Genomic DNA, 26,393 nt, shown 5'->3' on the forward strand with positions numbered 1-26,393 from the left:
GGACGGACGGTCGACGATGAAGCGGCAGATCAGCTTTGCGGAAGCGGAAAGTGCGGGCAAGAAACGTGTGACGAGACGCCAGCGCTTTCTGGCCGAAATGGAGCGCGTCGTGCCTTGGCCGCGCTTGCTGGCGGCGATCGAGTCGCACTACCCGAAGGGCGGGCGAGGTCGGCCGCCGATCGGCCTGGAGCGTATGCTGCGCATCTACTTTCTGCAACAGTGGTACGGTCTGTCGGACGAAGGTCTGGAAGATGCGTTGTATGACAGCATCGCGCTGCGCGCCTTCGCCGGTATCGACCTGGCGGTCGAGAATGTGCCGGATGCGACCACCTTGCTGAAGTTCCGTCGCCTGCTGGTCGAGCATGATCTGACGCGCAAGTTGTTCGACGAGATCGGCATCTCGCTGTGCGAGCGCGGGCTGATGATGAAGGAAGGGACGCTGGTCGACGCGACGATCATCGAAGCGCCACCGTCGACCAGGAACGCCGGGAAGAGCCGCGACCCGGAGATGCATCAGACGAAGAAGGGAAACGAATGGCACTTTGGGATGAAGGCCCACATCGGTGTCGACGCCGATTCGGGGCTGGTGCATACCGTGGTTGGCACGTCGGCCAACGTGTCGGATGTGTCGCAGGCCCATGCCCTGCTGCACGGACATGAGCAAGAAGCGTTCGGCGACGCGGGCTACATCGGCGTGGACAAACGCGACGAAATGAAGGGCAAGCCGGTGAAGTGGCGCGTGGCGGCCAAGCGCGGAAAGATCAAGGCGATGCAGGACGGTCCGCTGAAGGACCTGGTGGTTGCGGTCGAGCGAAACAAGGCGCAGATTCGCGCGCGGGTCGAGCATCCGTTTCATATTGTCAAGAACCTGTTCCATCATCGCAAGGCGCGCTACAAGGGGCTGGCCAAGAACATGGCGCAACTGTTCAGTCTGTTCGCCTTGGCGAACCTGGTGATTGCGCGAAATCTATTGCAGCCGGTTCATGGGGGCAATCCGTCAAGTGTGTGAAAGATGCGATAAGTGAGGCTCGCTCCAGAGCCAAATTCACCGAAACCGATCCTCATTTACTTCGTCATCCAGAAAAATTCCGCGCCATCCCATCTGCAAGCTCGGCAGCCCGGTCAATTAATCAGCGTTTCCCTAGGTCACCTGTATCCAGATCGGTTGTCAATTTTCACTCCGGCACAGATGATTCGCGGCCTTGCTGACACTGCCGAGTTGCGCCGCCGTGACGAATGACTGGAACGCTGCCAGTGGAGGCAGGGGGCGCGTGAGGTCGGCGAGTGGGTATGCATGCGCCGCATACCCCGGTTGCGGATTTTTCGATTGTTCGGTCATCGGTGCATCGCTATCGTTCCGGTACCAGATGCCTGTTCGTTCGGACAGGCCGAGTCATCAACGAATGATCGGAGGAAGATGATGGTCTCATCATTGGAAGCACTATACACGCGGCAGATTCGTACCTACCTCCAGGCGCTGGAATGCGGCGATGTTGCCGCAATCTGCGCATTGTTCACGCCGGATGCACAGATTTTCTCGCCGTTTCTCGGCTGGATGAAACCGGCGCCATTTTTTGCGAAGGTCGATGCAGCGTCGGGCGAGAGCAAAATCACCCCAATCGACATCTGCGTCAGCGCGTCGGGGGCTCGGCGCGCGACAGGTTGCTTCATCTACGATTGGGGGCTGAAGGATGGTTCCGCTGTGCGCTTCGAGTGTGTCGACGTTTCGAGTTCGATGAACACGGACTCATCGAACGGATGATCATCGTCTACGATACTCATCCGATCCGCAGTATGGTTGGCGACAAATACGCGTAGCGGGAAAGGACGCGCTTGCGCTGGGGTTCAAACCACGAAGCGCATCGCTGGACTTGGCAAGTGGCTGTTTTCGCGACGCGTCCACGTGCGATGTCGCACGTCTGCGGTGACGGGCATAGCGTTGGATGCGGTTTAATCGACGGAATGACTGTTTGACCTGGCGGATTCAACCGGTGGATGCGACACACTGAAGACTGCGCAAGCAGTGGGAGTGTTGCAGATGAAACAGCGACGCCGGATTTACTACAGCGAGAAGCAGAAAGCGCTGATGTGGGAACGTTGGCGGAAGGGAGAGTCTCTCCAGAAGATCGCCCAGCTTTTTGACCGGAACCACTCGTCTGTACAGGGGATTCTGGCTGAGACAGGTGGAATCCAGCCACCACAAAGGCATCGATCGGGATTGGCATTGACGCTGGAGGAGCGCGAAGAGATCTCACGGGCACTTGCGGCCGACGATTCGATCCAGTCAATCGCCATGCGACTTTCGCGAGCTCCCTCCACCATCTGTTCGTGAGATCAAACGTAACAGCGGCCCGGACGGCTATCGGGCAAGCCACGCCGATCAGCTCGCGTGGGATCGCGCGCAGAGACCCAAAGCCTGTAAACTGGTTGAGCACCGGATGTTGGCGCACATCGTGGCAGCCAAGCTACAACTGCAGTGGTCACCGCAGCAGATCGCCGGATGGCTCAGACGCGCGTACCCAGACAACGAGGACTACCACGTGTCCCACGAGACAATCTATCGTTCTCTCTTCATACAGGCCCGTGGGGCCCTGAAGAAGGAGTTGCTGGAGCACCTGCGGCGCACCCGGGCCATGCGCCGTTCGCGCCATCACACGCTAAAGACGGAGGATCACGGCAGGATTCGCGACACCGTATCGATCAGCGAACGCCCGGCTAATGTTGAAGACCGCGCTGTACCGGGCCACTGGGAAGGTGATCTGCTGTGCGGTAGCGGCAGCAGCCAGATTGCGACGCTCGTCGAGCGCCAGACACGCTATGTCATGCTGGTGAAGATAGCCAGCAAGGACAGCGAAACGGTCATCAATGCGCTCATCAAACATGCCAGCAAGTTACCGCAGGAACTCTACAAGTCGCTCACCTGGGATCGGGGGACGGAGATGGCCGGCCACAAGCGCTTCACCGTCGCCACCGACATTGCCGTCTACTTCTGCGACCCGCAACATCCCTGGCAGCGTGGGTCGAATGAGAACACGAATGGACTATTGAGGCAGTACTTCCCGAAAGGTACCGATCTGTCAGTGTATTCGCAGGCCAAACTCAACGCTGTGGCAAGACGACTGAACGAGCGTCCAAGAAAGACACTGGACTACGAGACGCCCGCCGAACGATTCCAGCAAACTATTGCATCCACCGGTTGAATCCGCCCTGGTGACCGGCCATTTGCCTTCGGCAGCTTCAAGTGGCCGTTGTGGGTCGAGGCTGTGTGAAAACACACGCCGAACGCTCCCATCGAAAAACTCGACCCATCAGATCGCCCTGTGTTGGCTTGGATGCAACTCGGGAAGGGTAAAGCGACACCCGAAAACCGAGTAGTTTCGCGTTTTCACACAGCCTCGGTCGACTTGCGACGATCATCCGCTGCGGGCCGGCAAGCGGTTCTCAACTCAGCTATCGGACCGGGTTCGGCCACCAACGGCCCTTCGCAGTTCGTTGGGGAGAGTCTGCTGATGAGCGACGAACCGCCTTCCACGACGGCGAGATAGGCTTCCTGATGGGATGCGGTGCGGAAGCGAGCCCTTGGGTAGTTTTGCCCCCATATGACGGGGGCGGGGGTTTGCGTTCAGGCGGACCTGGAGATCGCCCTGCTCGTACTACATCGGTGTATCTCTGGTCTCGGCCGGCGAAAAAGCTCCGTGGAGTCGACTCACCGAGTGGGCTCGCCACTCAACGACGAAAGCGTTGTCCTAGAAAGTCGCGGTTGAGCAAGCTATCGTTATGTGAGCCACGTTGCGCGCGGCGATGGCAGGGCCGGACCAAACGTCAACTTAGGGACTTGCATTATTAGCCGGATTGCGCTGCTGACGTTCAAGATCGAGCAGTTACTGCGGAGACGATTGATATGAAGCGCTACCGTGTATTTTTGTCCTATTCCAGAAAGGACAGGTCACTTACTGACAGGCTTAAGCTGCTTCTGAACCAGCTTGGTGTAGAGGTTTGGCGCGATCTCGAAAACTTGCTCGTTGCCACTGACGTTCAAAAGGCGATCACCCAGGCGATCAAAAACGATGCCGATTTTTTTTTGGTGGCACTGTCAGATCATTCGCAGGCCGCTCCGTGGGTTAAGTACGAGGAGGAATTTGCAAAAATGATCCAGGAGTCGGGCGCCCATTTGAAGACCGTTTATATCAAAATCAGTGATACATATGTTCCAGACGAAATAAAAGGGAAGCTATACGTGGATTTATCCATGTCGATGCGCGATAAATTGTACCAAGAAAATCTCATAAAACTCGCTCAATTTTTTCTTGTTGATAACCATCCCTACAGATCATTCGGAATATACGACATATATACAAGCTACTCGGACATGGATTCACGTAGAGAGGACGGACAAGGCCGGCATGGTTGCAATGTTGACAAATATGTCGCAAGTGCGCGGCACTCGGTCATTGCAGTCGGCTTATGGTATGGCGCACTGTTCGGTCCCAATTCTGCGGCCGGCATTGAAACATTTCTAAAGGGGGGGAACGGGCGGGTCCATCTTTTTGTTCCGGACCCCGATGCCTCACCGATGGAGCACTTGCGAAAAACCCACAATTGCGGTCATGGCGTCGAGGAAAGAATTAGAGGATTTATTAGCAATTTTAAGTCGTGGGGGAAGACGCGCGGACTTTCCCGCGACCAAGCCGATAGATGTACCTTGCATCTTATTAATTTGATTCCAGTCAACAGTTTTTTGTGTTTAGATTTTGGTCAGGCGAACTGTCGCATGTTGATTGATGTTTTTGCGGCGGGAATTGTGCCGGAGGATCAATTGAAATTGGAACTCCGCTACACCAATACACCACTCTTTGAGGTCTATTCAAAATCCCTTACATTTATAATGGATTCAACCAGAACGAGCAAGACGCTCACGACGGCATACATTTGATACGCAAGCGACAATTTCCGACCCGCATCTTTAGAACTTCGTTTTCAAGAGGGGGTTACTGAATTGCTCTGGGCTTTCGGGATTATTCAGACAGCACGAATTGGTTCCAGACGCGCCCATGCGTCTTCGACAGCTTGTCCATTGCGTAAAGAATTGTCCAGCGTGAAAATGGACGGGACCGTTACTCCAGTTACGTTCGCCCTCGATCGCGCGCAGCAGAACGGCCGCTTCGAAGCTAGGGAATGACATTCACAGAAGTTCACTAAAGGGCTGGAGTGGGTGTGCGCCGTGCAAAGGCGGCGCTTTCCAGCGGGTGCAAGCCCCGCCCGGCAACCGCTCCAGCCGGAAGCAACTGGAGCAGTCATGGAGGTAACGAAATGGCTGAAGCCTTCGGATAAGCGTGTCACGAATTGGTGACAGCGCGAGTGTGCAGGCCGTAACGTGAGTGAACGCTGAGTAAGCCTCGAAAATGCCGATGCGCAGGCCGACCCGACGACCCTTTCGGGGAAGGCTGATACGACTGGATGGATGAGCGAAGCAGTGCCACCAGTCGCTGCGCCGGGGTAGTGGCGACAGCATGCACACAAGGAAAGCGTACGCAACACGGGAAGCCCCCTGGCGTGCTCAGGGATGAGCAACCGGACGCCCGCGAGGGACAGGCCGGGCGCCTTGGGGTGACGGAGAGGCTCGTAGTACCGGGGAAGCCGGTGTAATGCTGGTGGAGGGAAGGGGCCTCAGTTCAAGACAGACGCAATACGTAGTGAGGACGTGGAGATTGGGCAACCTATCAACTCCGATTCGTGTTCAGAAGCTGCAGATGGCGTTACACACGAAAGCGAAGGCAGAAGCCGGATATCGCTTCTACGCGCTGTACGACAAGATCTATCGCGAGGATGTGCTGGCGCATGCGTACGCCCAGTGCCGCTCTAACAAGGGCGCGCCGGGTGTCGATCGGCAAGACTTCGCGGAGGTCGAAGCGTATGGGGTGCAGAGGTGGCTCGGCGAACTGGCGCTTGCGCTCAGGCAGGAGAATTACCGGCCGGACCCTATCAGAAGAGTGTTTATCCCGAAGGCCAATGGCAAGCTGAGGCCACTGGGCATCTCGACCCTGCGAGACCGGGTGTGCATGACAGCAGCGATGCTGGTGCTCGAACCGATCTTCGAAGCCGACCTTCCATCCGAGCAGTACGCCTATCGGCCGGGCCGCAATGCCCAGCAAGCGGTGGTCGAGGTGGAGGAACTGCTGTTTCGCGGTCGTACGGACGTCGTTGACGCCGACCTCGCGGACTACTTCGGAAGTATTCCCCACGCCGAATTGATGTTGTCGCTCGCGCGACGCATCGTCGATCGGCGCGTGCTGCATCTGATCAGGATGTGGCTGGAATGCCCCGTTGAAGAAACCGATGACCGAGGCCGGAAGAAACGTACGACGGAGGCCAGGGACAGTAGACGCGGCATTCCCCAGGGTTCACCCATCTCACCACTGCTGGCAAATGTGTACATGCGCCGGTTTGTGCTGGCATGGAAGAAGCTCGGGCTTGAGCGAAGTCTTGGCAGTCGAATCGTGACCTACGCGGACGATCTCGTGATCCTGTGCAAGCGGGGTAAGGCTGAAGAAGCCTTGTCGCGACTGCGCGCGATCATGGGCAAGCTGAAGCTGACGGTCAACGAGGAGAAGACGCGAATCTGCAAGGTGCCGGAAGGCGAATTCGACTTCCTGGGTTTTACGTTTGGGCGGATGTACTCAGCGACGACTGGTCAGGCCCGTATGGGCATGAGGCCGTCGAAGAAGAGTATCCGGCGCATGGTCGACAAGATCCATGCGATGACCGCCCTCAAGACGGCATGGCAAGAGACCACGGCGCTGGTGGGCAAGTTGAACCGCACGTTACGCGGCTGGGCGAACTACTTCCAGGTAGGAAGCGTTAGCCGCGCCTATCGTGCGCTTGACAGCTACACCGCAACGCGGTTGCGCCGGTGGCTACGCAACAAACATAAGCTCAGGCGACGCAAGGGCGGGGGCTATCCACTCCCGCACCTTTACGGGCACTTCGGTCTCGTACGTCTGAGCGCACGTGGGGGCGTAGCCTGGCGTGTGTGAAGGTGTGATGTCTTGTCCGAGAGCCCAGTGCGGGAGATCTGCACGCTGGGTTCGATGAGCGGGATGTGAAAACGGAGCCATGGTGAGGTTATTCGGGCACCGCCAGACGAAAGAGGCGGCAACAGACAAACCCAGCCTAAAGTCACCGCGTCACATCTCGATACCGATCAAAACTATGTACGCGATGAGACATTGATGGCCGCCAACGCTACGTTGGTCGCCGCCCAAAACCGGATTGCCCTGGCTAGGGAATGGGGTGGCGGTGACGTTGCGTCCGCCGACGGAATGCGTTTCGTGGTGCCGGTGCGTACCGTCCATGCCGCACCGAATCCAAAGTATTTCAATCGAGGCCGCGGGGTCACCTGTACAACCTGATTTCGGATCAACGCACCGGCCTGAACGGCATCACGGTGCCCGGCACGTTACGCGACAGTCTGGTACTGCTGGCCGTCGTGCTCGAACAGCAAACGGAACTGCAACCTACCCGCATCATGACAGACACGGGCGCGTACAGTGACATCGTGTTCGGGCTGTTCCGGCTATTGGGCTATCGCTTCAGCCCGCGACTCGCAGACGTTGGCGGCGCACGCTTCTGGAGGATTGATCCGGGCGCTGACTACGGCGACCTCGACGATCTGGCGCGACACTATATCAAGCTGAATCGGGTCGCGCCGCATTGGGATGATGTGCTGCGGCTGACCGGCTCCCTGAAACTTGGGCTCGTGCCGGCGACCGGCATCATGCGGACGTTGCAGGTTGGTGAGCGGGCCACGCCACTGGCGCAGGCCATTGCGGAAATCGGGCGTATCGACAAGACCATCCACATGCTGATGTATCTCGATGACGAGGCACGTCGCCGCAGCACGCTGCTCCAGCTCAATCTCGGCGAAGGGCGGCATAGTCTCGCGCGCGATGTATTTCACGGCAAACGCGGTGAACTGTACCAGCGCTATCGTGAGGGGCAGGAGGACCAGCTCAGCGCGCTAGGGCTGGCGGTCAACATCATTGTTCTGTGGAACACCGTCTACATGGATGCGATTCTGACGCAACTGCGCAGCGAGGGCTTCCCTGTCAACGATGAAGACGTCGCTCGGCTTTCCCCATTCGGCCACGACCACATCAACCTGCTGGGACGCTATTCGTTTGCGGTACCGGATGCTGTCGCTCGTGGCGAACTACGGCCGCTCCGGAGCCACAACGAGCCTTAAGTCGGTTGACTGTTCCATTGCTCCCCGAACCCCATAAAGGGTTGGCGGGCTAACCGTATCAAACTGCAGGAAAAGGGCGATCACCCCGGTTCCGGCTTTCTGAGGGGCCAAAGTACGGGTTAGCCGGATTGCTGCTGTCGGATGCGTCCCGCTGCGTACTGCGCAGATGAGGGAGCGCCCAGGGCGTGACTACCGCAGAGCCACGGGAGAACGTGGTGTTCCCCGTGGAGTCGCACAAGAAGACTACGCGAACGACGAAAGATGTTGAACAGCCAGATCGCTAGACTTGTTCACGTGCTCGGCCATCAGCCACTTGGCCAACGCATAGTCGCCAGTGCTGATCGCATTGAATATTGACTCGTGCTGAGTTTGCGCCTGCTTCAGCTGTTCAGGCGTGTACGCGTATCGTGACCGGTGGGTGATGGTGACCGCCAGTACCTGTCGCGTGATCGTCGTCAATATCTGGCTGCCTGCTGCCACCAGAATTGTGTCGTGAAATTCGAGGTCCGCCTGCGCCTGTGCCAATTGCGACGATTGCGCGTCCAGAAGCTGGTACTTCGCCAAGGCTTCGCGGACTCTTTCCAGCTGACTCTGATCGTGGTTCTTGGCGGCACACTCGGCGGAAAAGCTCTCCAGAACGCCACGAAGCGAGTAGATGTTTTTGATGTCCTCACGAGAAAAATGAGCGACGCACGCGCTTCGATTGTGATTGAGCGTGACGAGCCCCTCTCCTTGCAGCACGAACAGCGCCTCCCGAACTGGCGTTCGACTTACATTCAGCTCATCGGCGAGGGCGCGCTCGCGGATCGGCGTACCCTGCTTCAACACGTCAGAAAGAATGGCCTTGCGGATGACATAGGCTAGGACTTCGCTCAACCGCTTGGCTGGAGACTCCGAACCAAGATGCTGAATCGACTCGAATTCCGCATAGAGTTGCGTGAAGTAATCGTGCTGCATAAGAGGAAAATTTTTGTCTTGACAAACGAAATAGCTTAGCACCTTCTCGGGGAGCTCACCAGCGTCAGTGGGCGCGCCGCGCGGCGAGCAGGCTCGCGCTTATAAACGGGTCTGTCGACGTGTCAGCGCCGTGAGGCTGCAGTCTGCGGCAGGCGCAAAGCATTAGGTTGCGCACGCGGCAGTCAGTCCGTCGCCCGCCGGCTTACCCGCTGTCGCCTCGCGGGCCGCTTTCGCTTCTTCGATTCGGAGGAGGGTCGGTAGCGAAACGCCGTTCTTCGCTGCGGTGACTTCTGCGAGGATCGAGATCGCGATCTCCGGCGGCGTGCGGCTGCCGATATAAATGCCCGCCGGCCCAAGAAGGCGGGCCAGTTCCATATCGCTCAAGTCGAATTCCTTCAGCCGCTCGCGCCGCGCTGCGTTGTTGCGGCGCGAGCCGAGCGCGCCCACATAGAACGCCGGCGTCTTGAGCGCCTCGATCAACGCGAGGTCGTCCAGCTTCGGGTCGTGCGTTAGTGCGACGACGGCACTGCGTCGATCCAGTTGCATTTCGATCACTGTGTCGTCCGGCATGGTGTGCACGAGTGCCACGCCTGGCACGTTCCATTCTTCCGCATACTCACCGCGTGGGTCGCAGACGGTCACCTGATAGTCGAGGCCGACCGCGATCTGGCATAGATAGCGCGAAAGCTGCCCGGCGCCGATCACCAGCATCCGGTATCGCGGACCGTGCGTGGTCATCAAGGTCTGCTGATCAAACCGCACGCCGTCGTTCATGCACGCGGCGGTCAGTCGCACGTCTCCCGTCGCCATATCCAGCGAGCGGGTGATCAGGCGACCGCGCGCGAGCTCGGCCAGCAACAGGTCGATACCGCTTCGCAGATTTAGCGGCTCGAGTACCAGTTGAAGCATACCGCCGCATGGCAAACCGAAGCGATGGGCTTCCTCGGCGGTGACTCCGTATTGGACGGTCTGTGGCCGGCTTTCCTTGATGCCGTCGTTGCGCACCCGCACAATCAGGTCGTCTTCGATGCACCCGCCGGATACGGAACCCACCACGTGCCCATCGTCGCAGATCGCGAGCATTGCACCCTCAGGACGCGGCGACGAGCCCCATGTCTTCACGACTGTGACCAGAAGCACGCGTCGACCCCCCGCGATCCAGCGCGCGCTTGTTTTCAGTACTTCGAGATCGGCACTATCCATGAAAATTTCTGTCTGGTTGCGCGGCACGGTTTCCGGCACCGCATCAGCGCGGCCAACGCGCCCCCCCAGCCGGCGACCGCGCGCGTTGCGTGGTTCCGGCACGGTAGGACATCTGACGAGGGAATGTCGCCGAGCCCGCTTATGGAGGCACGCGTCGACGCGCAACGGGCGTACTCAGGTGGCACGCGAGGCTTTTTCGACTCCGAGTTCTCCAACGGCAAGAGACTTGTATACCGCGACGCCCGGCTCGTGGCTCGCCGATCCGATATCGTCGCCGTGACAGTTGATGCCCCAGTGAGACACATCGAGGCCGACGACTTCCATGTCATGAGACACACGCAGCTTGCCCGACATTTCAAACATACGGCAAAGGATCAGCGCGGGAATGCCGGATACGGCCATGGTGGCCACTACGCCTGCCAGTTGCCACCATGGCGTGATCTGGGCATGCCCGACGGCATATTGGCCGGCGAGACCCGGAAAGCCGCCGGTCGCCGTGCCCCAATGGGTGAAGCCGACAAGCACGGCGCCCACGACACCCGGACCCAAAGCCAGCGGAACCACCTTCGGTTCGTCGATGCCCAGACGATGGACCAGTTTCGCCGTTGCGAGCGCTACGACCGGACCCAGGACGCCGAAGATCAAGCTCTCGATCGGCGTGCCGATGTCAAAGAGCGTGCTGCCGATCACCGTGCCGGCGATGGGACCGAGGAATACCCAGCGGGGATCCCGCAGACGATAGGTGATGAATGCGCCGCTGATGCCGCCACCCAGCAACGCGCTAAAGAGGTTGAGCAGAATCAGTCCAAGACCGGTTCGCGTGAGCGATATGCCGTACACCCCATCGCCAGGAAGAATGAAGGTCGATCCGAACGCGATGAAGGGCAGCGCGAATACGATAAGCAGTACGCCGGCTGCGACAAAGCCTTGATTGCTCGGCACCGGCCGCACGCCCTCGGGATCCTTCGCGAACACCCCACGGCGCGGCCCAAGGCGCCATGCGAGCACGAGGGACCATGTACCCGCAAAGATATACAGCGGAAACGCACCCTCGAAATCATGCACTCCGCGGTTCGTCAGCGGAGAGAGCGGCCCCCAGCACAGGTAGCCGACCAGCGGCGAAAGCACCAGTCCCACGACGAAGGCCATCGTGTACAAAGCCTTGCTCCTGATCCGCTCGATCGCGCTGCTGTGAATCAACGCCATCGTCGCCATCGAAAACGTGACGAAGAAAACCGCGAAGACCTGCAGCACGTCTGCCCCCGGGATGTTTTCCGGATTGATGAAAACGGACGGCGTGGTTGCAGCGCTGCCCCCAATCCACCAGGTCTTCAGCGCGGTCATCACGGGGTTAGCCGTCTGGAAGGCCTGTTCGAACTGCAGATCCCAGATCGCGTATCCGAAAAGCAATGTGCCAATACCTCCGATCATCGCGGCGGTGAACTTTTGGACCCAGGTATCCAGCACGTTGCGCGCCCTCACCAGGCCAGTGTCGATAAACCCGAGCCCAAGAACCACAAGAATGACGCAAAGGGCTGAGACGGTATAGAGGAACGTCAGCAGTATCTCGTTTGTTGATACCTGATCATGAAATAGTGGTGCCACGACTTGCTCCTTAGGTTGATTGGTGCCACGCAGTGATGTCCCCGGTGCAGTAGTGCTCTGAGATGAAGTGCAAAAGCGGCCTGTTTGCACCGGGGTAGTGCCAAGAAAATCCACGCCAAAGTATTGCCGCACACCTCCGCAAGGCTCGAATACAGTTTCTCATGTGGTATACCATTTCGACGTTTCGCTTGCTGCGGACTCAAGCTGCTCAGTTTCGTGGCAAGCGTTAGCGCAAGTGGCATGCCAATTGCGCTAACGCTGGATGAGTGTCGGTGTTCGTCTATTCCCCATATTTTCGCGGAATATCGATGCAGAACCGCGAAAAATTATGGAGCCCGGATGATCTGCGACGAATCGTACATGGAAATAAATCGACGCCAAGTAAGGGAAAGTACGAATCGCTGTATGTTACAAACGGTATACCATACGACTGCCTATCATAAAGGCAGGCCCGGTGTATCAGAGGCGTGCCGCTGATGAGTCTCACGACGTGTCGGCGTCGAAGTACATAGCAGCAGAGTCAGGGTCGGATGACCCCAACCCGTTTTTATTGACAGAGAAGAGGCGGTTGCATGATCGAAACAGATGCGCAGCGTTCCTCCGGGGCAAAACGGCAGTTCCTTAGCCCGTTCGCGGTCCCCACGCCGGAAGATGCCGAAGGCTGGCAGGAAATGTATCCCTATTACGCTCTGCTGAGCCCGGAGCGGCGGGCGATGGAAGAGGGCAAGCTTTGGTATTTCGACGGGATGCACAATCCGGAGCCGTTGTACCCGTTCGACACCATCATGACGGAAAACTGGTGGGTGGCCGCCAGCCAGATGACCACACGTGTCTGGCCTATTCCACTGGCGCTCGGAATCGACCAACGGGTCATCAACGGATATCTGTATGTGAGCCCGAACTCCATTGACGATCCGGACGAAATCGCGAGGCGCGCCGAGCAGTTCAGCATTCGCGCGGGCCACTATTACGAGAACTGGGATGAGATCTACGCCCAATGGATCACGAAGGCGAAGGACTGCATCGAGCGCCTGAAGGCAATCAGGTTCGAGCCGCTGCCGAAGATGGAGCCCGAGGAAAAGGTCTTCGCCCATCGCGGCACATATTCGTCCCACGAGTTGCTCAGCTCCTATAGCCGGCTCATCGAAAATCTCTTCGAGATGGGTTCGTATCATTTTGAAATGCTGAACCTCGGATACGGCGCGTATCTGACGTTTCGTGAGTTTTGCCAGGCAGCGTTCCCCGGCATTAGCGATCAGACGATCACCAACATGGTGTCGGGTATCGACATCCTGCTGTTCCGGCCCGACGACGAGCTGCGCCGTCTTGCGGAACTCGCGACCGAACTGGATCTCGGCGAGATGATTCTCGCAAGCGAGAATCCGCAAAAGGCACTGGCCGCGCTGGCCGCTGCGCCAAACGGCAGCCGCTGGCTCGAAGCGTACGAAAAAGCCAAGGACCCGTGGTTCTGGTTTTCGACGGGTATCGGCTACACCCATTCGGATCCCGTATGGATCAGCGATCCGCGCTTCCCGTTCGTCGCAATCTGCGGCTACATCAAGGCGTTGCTTCGTGGCGAGGACATTCGCCGTCCGCTCGACGGCATCCTGGAGACCCGCACGAAGGTGACGGCGGAATACCGCGAACTGCTGCCGACCGATGCCGACCGCGAAGCATTCGATGGTCTCGTCGAACTCGCGCGCAAGGTGTATCCCTACGTGGAAGATCACAATTTCTACGTCGAGCACTGGCACCATTCGCTTTTCTGGTCGAAGGTGCGCGAGCTGGGCGACGTGTTCGTCGCGCATAACTTCTTCGACGATCGGGAAGACATCTTCTATCTGCATCGCAATGAGATCTATGACGCGCTGTACGACCTGCTGATCGGTTGGGCGGTCGCCACGCCGGCTCGCGGTGAAATCTACTGGCGGCCGATCATCGCGAAGCGCAAGCGGATTCGCGATGCGCTCTGCAAGTGGTCTCCGCCGCCGGCACTCGGCGTGCCGCCGGAGTCGATCACGGAGCCGCTGACGATCATGCTCTGGGGCATTACAGAGGAAACGATTCAGGAGTGGTTGGGCGTCGACGCAGGCACGCTCGGCAATGAGCTGCGCGGCGTCGCGGCGTCGGCAGGGAAGGTGACGGCGCGCGCGCGCGTCATCACTGAATCGTCGCATCTCTACGACGTCCAGGACGGCGAAATCCTGGTTTGCCGGATCACCGCGCCGAGCTGGGCGCCGGTGTTTCAGCGTGTCGCCGCAGCCGTGTCGGACGTCGGCGGCATGATGGCCCACACCGCGATCATCTCGCGCGAGTACGGGCTTCCCGCCGTCGTCGGCACTGGCTTCGCGACCGTCAGCATCCGCACTGGCGACTTGATCGAAGTGGACGGTTACAAAGGCATCGTGCGCATCATCGAAAAGGGCAGCGACCATGAATAAAGCGCCATTCATTCTCTGGCTGGACGATAAGGCTGCTTCGGGCAGTCCGCTCCTCGGCGGTAAGTTCGCCAGTCTCGCTGAGATGACCACGGCAGGGTTCTCCGTGCCGCCCGGCTTTGGGGTGACGACGGCTGCGTATCGGCATTTCATGGCGGAAAACGGTCTCACCGACGAAGCGCGCCGGATCAGCGAGTCATGCTCGTCACTGCAGCTATCGGAAATCAAGGGCGAGACGGCGCACCTGCTGGAGCGTATTGCCAACGCACCGATGCCGGCGGATCTTGAGGCGCAGATCAGGCAAAGCTACGCCGAACTGGAAGAAAGAACTGGCGTGCCGACGCTGCCGGTCGCGGTGCGTTCGAGCGGCGAATCAGAAGACCTGGCGGGTGCGAGCTTCGCCGGCCAGTACGACACGTTCCTCTGGATCTGCGGTGCAGATGCCGTGCTCGAACACATCCGCGCATGTTGGGCCGGCATGTTCGGCGAGGCGGTGCTGTCGTATCGGGTCGACGGGCAGACCGTCATCGCCACGGGTGACTACGGCATGTGCGTCGGCATTCAGCAGATGGTGCAGGCGCGGGCCGCGGGTGTGATGTTCACGCTCAATCCGCTGAACGGCGACCGGTCCAAAGTGGTAATGGAAGCGGTGTGGGGGCTCGGCGAGGGCGTGGTCAAGGGCGATATCACACCGGCCCAGTTCGTCGTCGACAAGGTGACGATGGAAGTCGTGGGTCGAAAGTGGACGGGACAGACGGAAGAGTATCGCTTCGTTGCCGAACTGAGCACCGTCGATCTGGTCCCCATCGCTTCGACGCGGATCAACGTCGTTTGCCTGGAAGACGACCAGGTGCGCCAGCTCGCGATGCTGGCGAAGCATATCGAGCGGGTCCGTGGCGCCCCCCAGGACATCGAGTGGGCGTTGAACGAACGAGGCGATCTGCGCGTGCTGCAGGTGCGTCCCGAAACCGTATGGAGCCGCAGGGAAGTATCGCGTCTGGTCACCACGGCGCGCTCCCCGGTCGGCCATGTGCTGGCCCGCCTGAGCGGCACGCGCGTGACCAGGCAGGCCGCCGGCGGCGAGGAAGGCAAACCGTGAAGGCGGCCGATTTCGTCTACATCCGGGCGACTTCGGTCGCCGAGGCAGTGAACCACCTCAGCGAGTACGGCGGCGAGTCTCGCATCATCGCGGGCGGCCAAAGCCTCATGCCGATGCTCAACATGCGCCTGTGGCGCCTGTCGGCGCTCATCGACGTCAATCGTGTGCCAGGACTGGACCGGCTGGAGGCGAGCGGCGAAGAGACCGTGGCCGGCGCGATGCTGCGTCACGCGGCACTCGAGCGCTCGTCGCTCGCGGCCGAGCGGCTGCCGCTGCTCGCCACGATGATCGGATTCGTCGGCGACCGCCAGGTGCGCAATCGCGGCACCATCGGCGGAAGTCTTGTGCAGGGCGACCCGACCGGTGAGATGCCGCTCGGCTGCCTCGTGCTCGGCGCGCGAGTCAGGGCGCACGGACCGGACGGCGCGCGCGAGATTCCCATCGAGTCGTTTTACGAAGGCTCGTACGCAACCGCGCTGCAGTTCGACGAGATGCTGACGGAGATCGTTTTCCCGAAGCATCCGCAGCACTTCGCATTCGCCGAGTTCTCGCGCCGTCACGGTGATTTCTGCGTTCTCTCCGTTGCCGCCACCGGCAACCGTTCATCCGACGGCCGCTGGCAAGGCGTGCGGCTGGGACTCGGTGGCGTCAACGATACGCCAGTGCTCGCAGGCGAAGCCGCAGCGCGGCTCGAAGGCAGCCTGCTCACCGACGACGACATCGCGGCGGCCGCGCAGGCGGCGCTGGAGGTCGTGGACCCTGCAAGCGACATACGCGCGAGTGCCGAATACCGCACGCATCTCGTGCCGGTGTATGTCCGGCGAACCTTGCAGAAACTGCGCGCGCACCCGCAATTAGACCGCAAGACAGGAAGGAGCGACAGGTGAAATACGAGCAGGAATTTCGCGTGGCGGAAGACGTCGCGAAAGTATGGCGGTTTTTCGAGCAGTTCGAACGGGTGGCGCAATGCATGCCTGGCCTGCAGAAGGTCGAGGTCATCGACCCGGACAACGTCACGGTCTTGCTGACGCAGCGGCTCGGACCGATGGCCGCGACGTTCGAGGCCAAGGTGCAGATCACCGAGCGCATCGAGCGGCAGAAGATCGGCTTCGCTTCGACCGGCAAGGCCGTGCGCGGCGCGATCGGCAACTTCCGTAGCACGAACACCGTGTCGCTCACCGGCGAAGGCGAATACACGCGCGTGTTCGTGGTGGGCGATGTCGCGCTTGGCGGCGCGCTCGGTAGCGTGGGGCAGAAGGTCATCGCGAAGCAGGCCGAGAAGGTGACGACCGAGTTCTCGAAGAATCTCGAGCGGATCCTGTCGGGCGCACAGGCCGCGTCCGCCGACGAAAGCGGGCCGCGCGCCGCTGCGTCAACTGCCTCCGCTACTGCTGGCGCAGCCACTGTCTCGGCACCCGAAGCAGATTGCGGAACACGCCACGATGTTGCGCCGGCAGCCCGTGCGGCCATCGACCCATGGTCGAGGATTTCGGCCGCGCTGAGCGGCGCCGCGCTGATCACGAGCCTGATCGTGCTGTGGCACGTGGCCTGAGGACTCACCGACACCGAGCGTTTGCCGCCGCCTGGCGCCGACCGCGGACAGAACAACGAGGACATTACATTGAACATGAACGAGATAGAAATCAGCGTGTGTGTGAACGGTGAGGCCGTCCGGTCGTCGGTGCCATGCCGCATGCACGCTGCCGACTTCCTGCGCCAGCGGCTCGGTCGCACGGGCACCCACGTCGGCTGCGAGCAGGGCAAGTGCGGCATGTGCACAGTTCAGGTCGACGGTGAGGCAGTGAAGTCCTGCCTGATGCTCGCCGCCCAACTCGATGGCGCCGATGTGCGGACCGTGGAATCGCTCGCCGTGAACGATGAGCTCAACGAACTGCAGCAAGCGTTCAAGCGGCATCACGCGTTGCAATGCGGTTTCTGCACGCCGGGCTTCCTGATGGTAGCGACCAGCCTCGCCCAACGGGGCGTTGTGTTGTCGCGCGAGGAGATTCGCAGCGAGATCAGTGGCGTGCTATGCCGTTGCACCGGCTACGAAGGTATCGTGCGCGCGATCGACGAATACCTTCGGACGCTCGCGGGCGCGGCTGGCCATGAGTTGGCCCTGAGCGAGGCAGCGCTATGAACGGCAGGGTGGACAAGCCCGTTGTGGCAGAAATGCTGAACCGCGAAGAGAACGAGGGGGTTGAAGCAGCCACGTCGTATCGCCTGATCGGTAAGAGCGTGCCGCGCAAGGAGGATGATCGCCTTCTGCGCGGCGACGGCCGCTTCACCGACGATGTGCAACTCGCGCATCAACTGGAGATGGCGGTGGGCCGCTGCCCCTTTCCGCATGCGCGCATCAGGTCCATCGACGTCTCAGGTGCGCTCGAACTCGAAGGCGTGAAGCATGTTCTGACGGGGCAGCAGGTTAAGGCGCTGAGCGATCCGCTCACGGTATTGCGCCCCGTCCCGGGCGCGCCGAAGCTTCCCTATTACGCCCTGGCACAGGAAGTCGCGACCTACGAGGGCCAGCCCGTCGTGAGCGTGGTGGCGACGAGCCGCGCGATCGCCGAGGACGCACTCGAACTGATCGACATCGACTACGAACCGCTTCCCCACCTCAGCGATGCGCTGGACGCGCTGTTGCCGGAAGCGCCCGTGCTGCATCCGGCTGTGATGACGTCGAACCTCATGACGGTCAACGAGAACCGCGCCGGCTGTCCCGAAGAGCGATTGGAAAGTGCAGATATCGTCATCGAGGGGCGCATGCGTATTGGCCGGGTTACTGCGCTGCCCATGGAGCCGAGAGGGATCGTTGCGGTCTGGCGACCGGGCGCTCGCGAGCTCACCGTGCATACGTCCACCCAGGTTCCGCACCTCGTGCGCAAGCAGCTCGCCGAGTCGCTGCGAATCGATGAGGGATGCATTCGGGTATCGGCCTCCGACGTGGGCGGTGGCTTCGGCCTGAAACTGGGTACCTACCCGGAAGACGTGCTGGCCTGCCTGCACGCAATGGCGTTGCGCCGGCCAGTGAAATGGATCGAAGACCGAATGGAACACTTCCGTGCCAGCACACACGGCAGGGAATCCGTCCACGACTATCGTCTGGCTGCAGACGAGGCCGGCCGCTTTGTCGCCATGATCAACGATTACGCGACCGATATCGGCGGCTGGAACTCGCCGTTCGGTTCCGCCCAGCTCTCCAGTGTCGTGTTCACGGGCCCCTACAAGGTCGCCGACGCGGTGGTGACGCGTCGTGTCGCCTTGACCAACAAGACACCGGTCGGCGCCTATCGCGGCTACGGCCAGCCGGAGGTCAACTTCGCGCTCGAGGTGCTGGTCGATCGCCTGGCCCGCAAGCTCGCAAAGGATCCGTTCGAGCTTCGCGCGATGAACATGCTGCGGCCGGAGGACTTGCCGTGGACGACGCCAAGTGGCGCCGTGTACGACAGCGGCGATTATCTGAAGACGCTGCACATGGCCGCCGATGCCGTGAACTATGAAGCGCATCGCGCGTCGCCACGAGGCACGCGGAACGACGGCCGGGTGGTCGGGATCGGCTTCGCGTCGTTCGTAGAACGGACGGGCTACGCGAGCGCACGTTTTCTCGCCAATCGCGGTTCGCAGTTCGGCGCCCACGAGAGCGTCACGCTGCGCGCCAACCGCTCGGGAACCGTCGACGTCTATACCGGCGTCTCCTCGATCGGGCAGAGCAGCGAGACTGCGTTCGCGCAGTTGTGCGCGGAGGTGCTGGGCGTCGACTACGAGGTGGTGCGCACTCATACGGGCGACACGGCGTCGTCGCCGTTGAACACCGGTTCGTTTGCGTCGCGCACGCTGATCGCAGCAGCGGGCGCACTGCGCGAAGCAGCGATTCCATTCCGCGACAAGACGCTGCGGATCGGCGCGTCGGCGCTGGGAATCTCGCCAGACGACGCGGTCATCGACGGAACGCGGGTGCGCCATCGCACCGATGCAGACAGGAGCATATCGCTCGCCCAGGTGTTTACTCGCGCAATTTACGGCCAGGGCATTCCGCCCGAGGAAACGCCCGGCCTCGAGACCACATCTTTCTTCGAGCCCGCCGACGCGGCGTTCTCGTTCGGCACGGCAGCCGCGGTGGTTGCCGTCGATCCCGAAACGGGCGAGTTCAAGGTGGAGCGCTTTGTCATCGTCCACGACTGCGGTGTGGCGGTGAATCCGCTCGTGGTCGAAGGGCAGGTGCGCGGCGCGCTGGTGCAGGGTCTTGGCGCCGCGCTCGGCGAGGAGTTGCGTTACGACCGGGACACCGGGCAGCTCGTGAGCGGCTCGATGCTCGACTACTTCGTGCCGATGGCGGCCGACGTGCCGCCTATCGATCTGCTGCACACCGAGGTGCCGTCGCCGATGACGACTTTCGGCGTTAGAGGTGTGGGTGAAGTCGGGACCATTCCGCCGGGCGCGGCCATCGCCAACGCGATCTGCGATGCGCTCGCGGACTACGGCGTCGAGCTTTCGGAATTGCCCATCACGCCGGAATCGGTATGGAGGGCGCTGCAAGCGGGCGGGCGGCGCTGATGCCCAAACCCAATGACCCGTCAACGCCGTACACAGAACGAAGAGGAACCCATGACACCTTGCATCGAGGGACGCTACGCGGACCCGACATTCAGCGACCTTGAACTATCGGCGACCGCGTGGCTAGACGGCTTCTACCAGCTCGAGCACCTGTTCAACACGCGTATGTGGGCGATTGAACTTTCAATGGGCGCGGCTTCGCCGCAACTGCGCTTCGCAGCGCTCACGCACGATGCCGAACGCTTCTTCCCGGGAGGCCCGACGGACACGCCCGAAAACGGCTTCGACAACCCCGACTATCTGTTCGCCCACTCTATCCGTTCGGCCGACATTGTCGAGCGTTGGTTGCGCGAGCAACCGCTGGCGGTTGACGAAGGGTTCATCAGGCGCGTGCGCGCGCTGATCTTACGGCACGAAATAGGCGGCGGCGCGGAGGCCGACGTCCTGCAGGCCGCCGATTCCCTGTCGTTTCTCGAGATCTTCGACTGGTTGACCGTCGACTGGGTCCGGCGAGGAACCTACACCACCGAAAAGGCGCGTGAAAAGCTGCGGTATAGCCTCGAGCGCATTCGTCCGCCGCTCGCCGTCAAGAAGGCGCTGCCATTGTACGAAAGCGCCGTAAAGACGCTCGACATGGTCGATCAACTAGACATCGACTTGAAATGGCGCCGCAAGGTCGCCAGCGACCGGCGCTTCCAGTTGGGTCATGCATGAACCGGTTCCTGCGAATCCCATTGACAGTCGTGGAGAAACATTCGTGACAAGCAACTTCCTATATGGTGCCAACGTTCACGCGAACGGCATCCGCCAGCACTATCTGCGTTACGGCGGCCGCGGGCCGGCGATGATCCTCATTCCGGGCATCACCAGCCCCGCAGTCACGTGGGGCTTCGTCACCGAGCGGCTCGCGACGCGCTTCGACGTCTACGTACTCGACGTGCGCGGCCGCGGACTGTCGGAGACGGGCGATGCGCTCGACTACGGCATCGATACCTGCGTCGCGGATATCGCAGGCCTGGCCGCAGCCTTGAAGCTCGAGCGCTACGTTCTCGCCGGCCATTCGATGGGTGCGCGCTTCGCGATCCGGTTGGCCGCGCGGGATTCGCGCCATATCGAGAAGCTGGTGCTGATCGACCCGCCCGTGTCCGGGCCCGGCCGCCGCGCTTACCCGAGCAACCTCGCCTGGTACGTTGAATCGATGCGCGAGTGCCGCGAGGGAGCGGACGTCGAGACCATGCGCAAGTACTGCCCGACATGGACTGACGAGCAGTTGCGCCTGCGCGCGGAGTGGCTGCATACCTGCAACGAAAAGGCGGTGATCGACACGTTCAATGGCTTTCACGAAGACGACATCCACACGGACCTGCCAAAGCTCGACGTGCCCACGCTGCTGATTGCTGCGGGCAAGGGCGATGTCATCCTCCCGGAGGACGAAGCGGAGATACGGCACCTGAATCCGTCCATCGACATTGCCCGCGTCAATGGCGCGGGTCACATGATCCCGTGGGACGACTACGAAGGCTTCTTCGCGGCATTCGGCACGTTCCTCGGATCGCGCCTCCAAGACAAGACAACGGCGGCGCTTGCGACGCAGCGCGTAAAACAACTTCAGGGAGCTTAGATGACCCAGACTCACTTCCGCATCGGCCAGATCGTGCCTAGTTCCAACACTACCATGGAGACCGAGATCCCGGCCATGCTTCGTGCCCGCGAAGCGATCCGGCCCGAGCGGTTCACTTTCCATTCGAGCCGCATGCGCATGCATAAGGTCGTGCGCGAAGAGCTCGAGGCGATGAACCGCCAGGGCCTGCGCTGTGCCGCCGAACTGGCCGACGCACGCGTGGATGTCATGAGCACCGCGTGCCTCGTCGCGATCATGGCGATGGGCCCGGGTTATCACCGGGAGGTCGAACGCGAATTGCAGGCCATCGCGCTCGAGAATCACTGCGACGCCCACGTGATGACATCCGCCGGTGCGCTGATCGAAGGGCTTCAGATCATCGGAGCGAGGCGTATCGCGCTGCTCGCGCCGTACATGCGGCCGCTTACCGATCTGGTGGTGCAGTACATCGAGCACGAAGGCATCGAGGTCGTCGATTCGCGCTGCTTCGAGATTGCGGACAACCTCGAAGTCGGGCGCCGCGATCCGATGCAGCTCGCCGACGACGTCCGCGAGCTCAATACGTCTGGCGTCGATGCGGTGCTGCTCTCGGCGTGTGTGCAGATGCCGTCGTTTCCCGCCATCCAGCTGGTCGAGGACCGCATCGGCATTCCGGTCGTGTCGACCGCCGTGTGTACGACGCGCCGCATGCTCGATCATCTCGGCCTCGAGCCCGTGGTTCCGAATGCGGGTGCGCTGCTGAGCGGCCGCTATCCGCTGCCGGCGGGCAAGGGGACCGTGGCGGCTCTCTAGTCTTTTCATTGCGGCGGCGAGCGTTCCGCGCTCGCGTCGATTACCCGGGAAAACAACACATGTCACAGGATGCCGCAACCAACTACGCGGGCGTTTGGGATACACGCATCGGCTTCGGCCGGAAGTCGGCGCTCTTGCTCATCGATTTTATGAAGGGCTACACGACCGGAGGCGCGCCGCTCTACGCGCGGGGCGTGGTATCGGCTGTCGCACACGCGCAGGAGATTCTCGCCGCCGCGCGGGAGGCAAAGATCCCGTTGATCCATACCAATATCCGGTATGCCGTCGATTTTCTCGATGGCGGTATCTGGATCAAGAAAGCGCCGGTTATGAAGGCGATGATCGAAGGGCACCCGCACGCCGAGTTCTGCGATGAAGTGACGCCTTTGCCCGGCGAACTCGTCATCAGCAAGCAGTATCCGAGCGCTTTTTTCGGTACAACGCTCGCGACCACGCTGCACACGCAGGGTGTCGACACGGTCGTCCTCGTCGGCTGCTCGACGAGCGGATGCATCCGCGCCACGGCGGTTGACGCGGTTCAGCACGGCTTTCGCGTGATGGTTGTGCGCGAGGCGGTGGGCGATCGTCACGCGGCGCCTCACGAGGCCAACCTGTTCGACATCGACAGCAAGTACGGCGACGTCATCTCCAAGGGCGAATTCATCAGGCATCTGGCGCGCTGAGCGCTGCCGGTTCGAGCGCACAACCACGGCGCCGCGTTCGCGGCCCCCTCTTTAGAAAAGGATTGGAGCAATGCCAGTTAGCGATATGGAACTCACTCAGATGTTCGAGCACGTGCTGAAACTTTCGAAGGTTGATGAGACGCAGAGTGTGGCGGTGCTCAAAAGCCACTATTCGAATCAGCGCATCGTGAGCGCAGCGATGGATGCGGCGCAGCGTCTTGGCGCACGGGTCTATGGCATCGAGTTGCCGGCGAGTCACGACACGCGCGCAGCGAGCAACGATCTCACGGCAATCGTGGGCAAGACGCCGCTCACCGGCAATGTCGCCGCGAAGGAGGCCCTCATGGCTGCGGACCTCGTCGTCGACACCATGATGCTGCTGCATTCGCCGGAACAAAGTGACATTCTCGCTTCCGGCACGCGCATGCTGCTCGCCGTCGAACCGCCTGAAATGCTCGCGCGGATGCTGCCGACTGAAGAGGACAAGGTGCGAATCAATGCGGCGGCGGAAGTGTTCAAGGCCGCGTCGAGCATCCGCGTCACGTCGGCGGCCGGCACCGATTTCATTGCGAAGCTTGGACAATATCCGGTGATGACCGAGTACGGTTTCGCCGATGAACCCGGCCGATGGGACCACTGGCCGAGCGGCTTTCTCTTCTCGTGGCCCAACGAGGGAGCGGCCGAGGGCACGATCGTGCTCGACGTCGGCGATATTCTTCTTCCGTTCAAGACCTATGTGCAGTCGCCCGTTACGCTCGAAATTCGTGAAGGGTACATCCGCAAGATTCACGGCGGCTTCGACGCGGACTACCTCGAGAGTTATATGACGCAGTTCAAGGATCCCGAGGTGTACGCGCTGTCCCATCTTGGCTGGGGATTACAGCCGCGCGCGCAGTGGGCGGCCATCGGCTTGAACAACAAGGACGATTCCATCGGCATGGATGCGCGGGCGTTCGAGGGTAACTTCCTTTTTTCGACGGGTTCAAACACCGAAGTCGGCGGACCTCGCAACACGCCGTGCCATATGGACATTCCCATGCGTCGCTGCACGGTGACGCTTGATGAGTTGCCCGTTGTGATCGAGGGCCGAGTTGTCGCGCCAGAGCATTCAGTTGGGTAAACGTCGAACGCGGCCTGGGCGCCACGCGGCGTATCGCCAGCACTGCAAATAGAGCAATTGACTTGACAATCCTCCCCATTTACGGAGCTTGAAAATATGAAGAAGCCTTTAATCGCGATTGCGCTCTCGGGCGCATTCGCTGTCTCCGCACAAGCGCAGAGCAGTGTAACGCTCTACGGTCTTATCGATACGGGGCTGGTCTACACGAACAATCAGGCCGGGCATAGTAACTGGCAGGCAGCGAGCAGCTCGACGCAGAACACGGTCTTTGGTCTCAAGGGCTCGGAGGATCTCGGCGGTGGCTTGCACGCGATTTTCAAACTGGAGCAAGGTTTCCTTCTGAACAACGGTGCCCAGGCCTTCGCGGGTAGCGCGTTCGGTTCGCAGGCGTGGGTGGGTCTGCAAAGCGATCCGTACGGCACGTTGACGTTCGGTCGCCAGTTCGACGTGGTGAACGACCTCGTCGGACCGCTCACGGCCGGGTTCAACACGTGGGGCGGCAGCATCGCCGCGCATCCGTTCGAGAACGACAACCTGGCTGCGAATTCGGTCGTCATCAACAATTCGGTCAAATACGCGAGCCCGGACTACCACGGCGTCACCTTCGAAACGATGTACTCGTTCAGCAACAAGGCGGGCGACTTCGCGAATAACCGCTCATATGGCTTCGGACTGTCGTATGCGCAGGGCCCGCTGAATCTCGCCGCGGGCTACCTGCAACTGAACAATGCGGGCAACGGCACCGGCGCGGTCACCGCGAGCGATACGAGCGCGAACTTCCTCGCGGAACGCCAGCGTATCTGGTCGCTCGGCGGCAACTACACCTTCGGGCCGGCCACCGTCGGGCTGGTCTGGAGCCATACTCAGATCGACAACGCGTCGGGCGTGTTCTCGTTCGGCACGGGCAGCTACCTCGGCGCGAACGACAGCGCTGCCGGCACCCTCGCCGGTTCGCTGCGCCTCGACAACTACGAAGTGAACGCGAAGTACGCGCTCACGCCGGCGTTGAGCGTATCGGGCGCGTACACGTTCACGCATGGCGCGTATAACGGCTCGTCGCCGGGTTGGAATACGGCAATGCTGCAAACCGACTATGCGCTCAGCAAGCGCACGGACTTCTATCTTGAAGGCGTCTATCAGAACGTGCATGGCGCGCCTGCAGACTCTGTGCTCTCGCATGCCATGATCAACACGCTTTCGCCGTCGTCGACGAATACCCAGGTGGCCGTCACAGTGGGTATGCGTCACCAGTTCTGATTGATCTGTCGGGTAGCCGTACCGCATTGCTGCGGCACGGCCCCCAGTGGCCTGAGTTAGAAATTCGCATACAACGTATGCGTCATGTTGTCCATCGACACGTCGTCGAGATAATCCTCCGCGGATCGCGCGAAGTGATCGAATTTTCGGTGGCACAAACTGCGCGATGGCGATTGCAGCAAGCCGGTCGCGCTCGCCGCGCAGCCACGCGCGCAGATTGATGACCAGCTTGATGACATCAAGCCGGTCGGTCTTCGCGCGGCGCCTGTGGCGTTCGACCGGAATGCTCGCCGGATCGACGACGTAGCACTCGATCCCGTGCGCCTGCAGCGCGCGGCAGATCCAGAACGCGTCCTGGCCAGCCTCGTAGCTCACCACGACCCGTGTACCCGCCCGCAGCGACCACTTCAGCTTCTGCTGTTCGATCACGTCCAGCACGGCCTGCAGCCGGGCTGCGGCCTGCGGCTGCGCGACCGTGTGCACGGCCGGCTTCTCACGCCGGCCGTCGTGCAGCGCGATCTTCCATTTAGCGGCAGCAAGCTCGAGTGACACTGCCAGCACCGGTTCCTCACCACCCGTCGTGAACATCTGATCGGTGCGCATGATGCTCTCCTTTGAACAGGACTCGACACGCTGATTTTACGTATCAGTTCGTCGACGACCCCTGCTCATAGGATCTAAACAACAAGGGTCGCTAGTCGCTTCTGGAGCAAAGCCGAAACGACGGCAAATTATGCGCGACGCATACCGGGCAAGTTGGCCAAAAAGGCGACATTGAGGAGCATCCCGGTAACGGCAACAAGGCCCGAGCCTTCCGATATG

General features: G+C 60.9%; 18 protein-coding genes and 5 pseudogenes. 18 read left to right on the top strand and 5 right to left on the bottom strand.

The features are described from left to right. Positions 1-16: 16 nt before the first annotated feature. Positions 17-1,009, top strand: a complete 993-nt coding sequence (locus OKW35_RS12160) for an IS5 family transposase (protein ID WP_429552114.1) — start codon at positions 17-19, stop codon at positions 1,007-1,009. Between the two features lie 165 nt (positions 1,010-1,174). On the opposite strand, the pseudogene OKW35_RS12165 reads toward OKW35_RS12160, so the two are convergent. Then, positions 1,175-1,339 (bottom strand): annotated as a pseudogene (locus tag OKW35_RS12165) (LysR substrate-binding domain-containing protein); the annotation flags it as partial. 81 nt (positions 1,340-1,420) lie between these two features. Between OKW35_RS12165 and OKW35_RS12170 the strand changes: the two are divergent. The 5 genes and pseudogenes from OKW35_RS12170 to OKW35_RS12190 all read left to right on the top strand — a co-directional run bounded on the left by OKW35_RS12170 (position 1,421) and on the right by OKW35_RS12190 (position 8,242). Then, positions 1,421-1,818: pseudogene (locus OKW35_RS12170) on the top strand (nuclear transport factor 2 family protein). 220 nt (positions 1,819-2,038) lie between these two features. After that, positions 2,039-3,200 (top strand): annotated as a pseudogene (locus OKW35_RS12175) (IS30 family transposase). A gap of 701 nt (positions 3,201-3,901) precedes the next feature. Beyond that, positions 3,902-4,933, top strand: a complete 1,032-nt coding sequence (locus OKW35_RS12180; protein ID WP_429552115.1) for a toll/interleukin-1 receptor domain-containing protein — start codon at positions 3,902-3,904, stop codon at positions 4,931-4,933. 712 nt (positions 4,934-5,645) lie between these two features. Then, positions 5,646-7,034, top strand: a complete 1,389-nt coding sequence (ltrA, locus tag OKW35_RS12185; protein WP_429552116.1) for a group II intron reverse transcriptase/maturase — start codon at positions 5,646-5,648, stop codon at positions 7,032-7,034. Positions 7,035-7,229: 195 nt separating this feature from the next. After that, positions 7,230-8,242: pseudogene (locus tag OKW35_RS12190) on the top strand (transposase). A gap of 243 nt (positions 8,243-8,485) precedes the next feature. On the opposite strand, the gene OKW35_RS12195 reads toward OKW35_RS12190, so the two are convergent. The 3 genes from OKW35_RS12195 to OKW35_RS12205 form a co-directional block, all read right to left on the bottom strand. Then, the gene (locus OKW35_RS12195) at positions 8,486-9,199 is read right to left on the bottom strand and encodes a GntR family transcriptional regulator (protein WP_429552117.1); all 714 of its coding nucleotides are present in this window, start codon (positions 9,197-9,199) and stop codon (positions 8,486-8,488) included. A gap of 162 nt (positions 9,200-9,361) precedes the next feature. Then, the gene (locus tag OKW35_RS12200) at positions 9,362-10,402 is read right to left on the bottom strand and encodes an XdhC family protein (RefSeq protein ID WP_429552118.1); all 1,041 of its coding nucleotides are present in this window, start codon (positions 10,400-10,402) and stop codon (positions 9,362-9,364) included. 174 nt (positions 10,403-10,576) lie between these two features. Then, positions 10,577-12,121 (bottom strand): hypothetical protein, encoded by a 1,545-nt coding sequence (locus OKW35_RS12205; protein ID WP_429552119.1) that lies wholly within the window; start codon positions 12,119-12,121, stop codon positions 10,577-10,579. A gap of 458 nt (positions 12,122-12,579) precedes the next feature. Here OKW35_RS12205 and OKW35_RS12210 point away from each other — a divergent pair, with 458 nt between their 5' ends. From OKW35_RS12210 to OKW35_RS12265, 12 genes are all read left to right on the top strand, one after another. Beyond that, positions 12,580-14,448 carry a PEP-utilizing enzyme gene (locus OKW35_RS12210; protein ID WP_429552120.1) on the top strand — a complete coding sequence of 623 codons (1,869 nt, stop codon included), beginning with the start codon at positions 12,580-12,582 and terminating at the stop codon, positions 14,446-14,448. Further along, a complete protein-coding gene (locus tag OKW35_RS12215) occupies positions 14,441-15,544 on the top strand; it encodes a PEP/pyruvate-binding domain-containing protein (RefSeq protein WP_429552121.1) in 1,104 nt (367 codons plus the stop codon). The genes OKW35_RS12210 and OKW35_RS12215 overlap by 8 nt, the downstream gene beginning before the upstream one ends. Continuing rightward, a complete protein-coding gene (locus OKW35_RS12220; RefSeq protein ID WP_429552122.1) occupies positions 15,541-16,431 on the top strand; it encodes an FAD binding domain-containing protein in 891 nt (296 codons plus the stop codon). Before OKW35_RS12215 ends, OKW35_RS12220 begins: the two co-directional genes overlap by 4 nt. Continuing rightward, positions 16,428-17,096: a CoxG family protein gene (locus OKW35_RS12225; protein WP_429552123.1), complete on the top strand. Its 669-nt coding sequence runs from the start codon at positions 16,428-16,430 to the stop codon at positions 17,094-17,096. The genes OKW35_RS12220 and OKW35_RS12225 overlap by 4 nt, the downstream gene beginning before the upstream one ends. A gap of 75 nt (positions 17,097-17,171) precedes the next feature. Then, positions 17,172-17,684, top strand: coding sequence for a (2Fe-2S)-binding protein (locus tag OKW35_RS12230; RefSeq protein WP_429552124.1), 513 nt, complete (start codon positions 17,172-17,174; stop codon positions 17,682-17,684). After that, positions 17,681-20,098, top strand: a complete 2,418-nt coding sequence (locus tag OKW35_RS12235) for a xanthine dehydrogenase family protein molybdopterin-binding subunit (RefSeq protein ID WP_429552125.1) — start codon at positions 17,681-17,683, stop codon at positions 20,096-20,098. Before OKW35_RS12230 ends, OKW35_RS12235 begins: the two co-directional genes overlap by 4 nt. A 51-nt stretch (positions 20,099-20,149) precedes the next feature. Further along, positions 20,150-20,812 (top strand): hypothetical protein, encoded by a 663-nt coding sequence (locus tag OKW35_RS12240; RefSeq protein WP_429552126.1) that lies wholly within the window; start codon positions 20,150-20,152, stop codon positions 20,810-20,812. A gap of 43 nt (positions 20,813-20,855) precedes the next feature. Continuing rightward, entirely contained in the window at positions 20,856-21,719 is an 864-nt protein-coding gene (locus tag OKW35_RS12245) for an alpha/beta fold hydrolase (protein ID WP_429552127.1), read from the top strand. Further along, the gene (locus tag OKW35_RS12250) at positions 21,720-22,511 is read left to right on the top strand and encodes a maleate cis-trans isomerase family protein (protein WP_429552128.1); all 792 of its coding nucleotides are present in this window, start codon (positions 21,720-21,722) and stop codon (positions 22,509-22,511) included. A 59-nt stretch (positions 22,512-22,570) separates the two neighbouring features. Further along, the gene (locus OKW35_RS12255; RefSeq protein WP_429552129.1) at positions 22,571-23,194 is read left to right on the top strand and encodes an N-carbamoylsarcosine amidohydrolase; all 624 of its coding nucleotides are present in this window, start codon (positions 22,571-22,573) and stop codon (positions 23,192-23,194) included. A gap of 70 nt (positions 23,195-23,264) precedes the next feature. Next, entirely contained in the window at positions 23,265-24,314 is a 1,050-nt protein-coding gene (locus OKW35_RS12260; protein WP_429552130.1) for a 2,5-dihydroxypyridine 5,6-dioxygenase, read from the top strand. Between the two features lie 96 nt (positions 24,315-24,410). After that, entirely contained in the window at positions 24,411-25,571 is a 1,161-nt protein-coding gene (locus OKW35_RS12265) for a porin (RefSeq protein ID WP_429552131.1), read from the top strand. 105 nt (positions 25,572-25,676) lie between these two features. Here the strand turns inward: OKW35_RS12265 and OKW35_RS12270 are convergent. Further along, positions 25,677-26,174, bottom strand: a pseudogene (locus OKW35_RS12270) (IS110 family transposase); the annotation flags it as partial. Between the last annotated feature and the right edge of the window lie 219 nt (positions 26,175-26,393).

Origin of the sequence: Paraburkholderia sp. MM5477-R1, assembly GCF_050436385.1 — a bacterium.
Lineage (GTDB): Bacteria > Pseudomonadota > Gammaproteobacteria > Burkholderiales > Burkholderiaceae > Paraburkholderia > Paraburkholderia tuberum.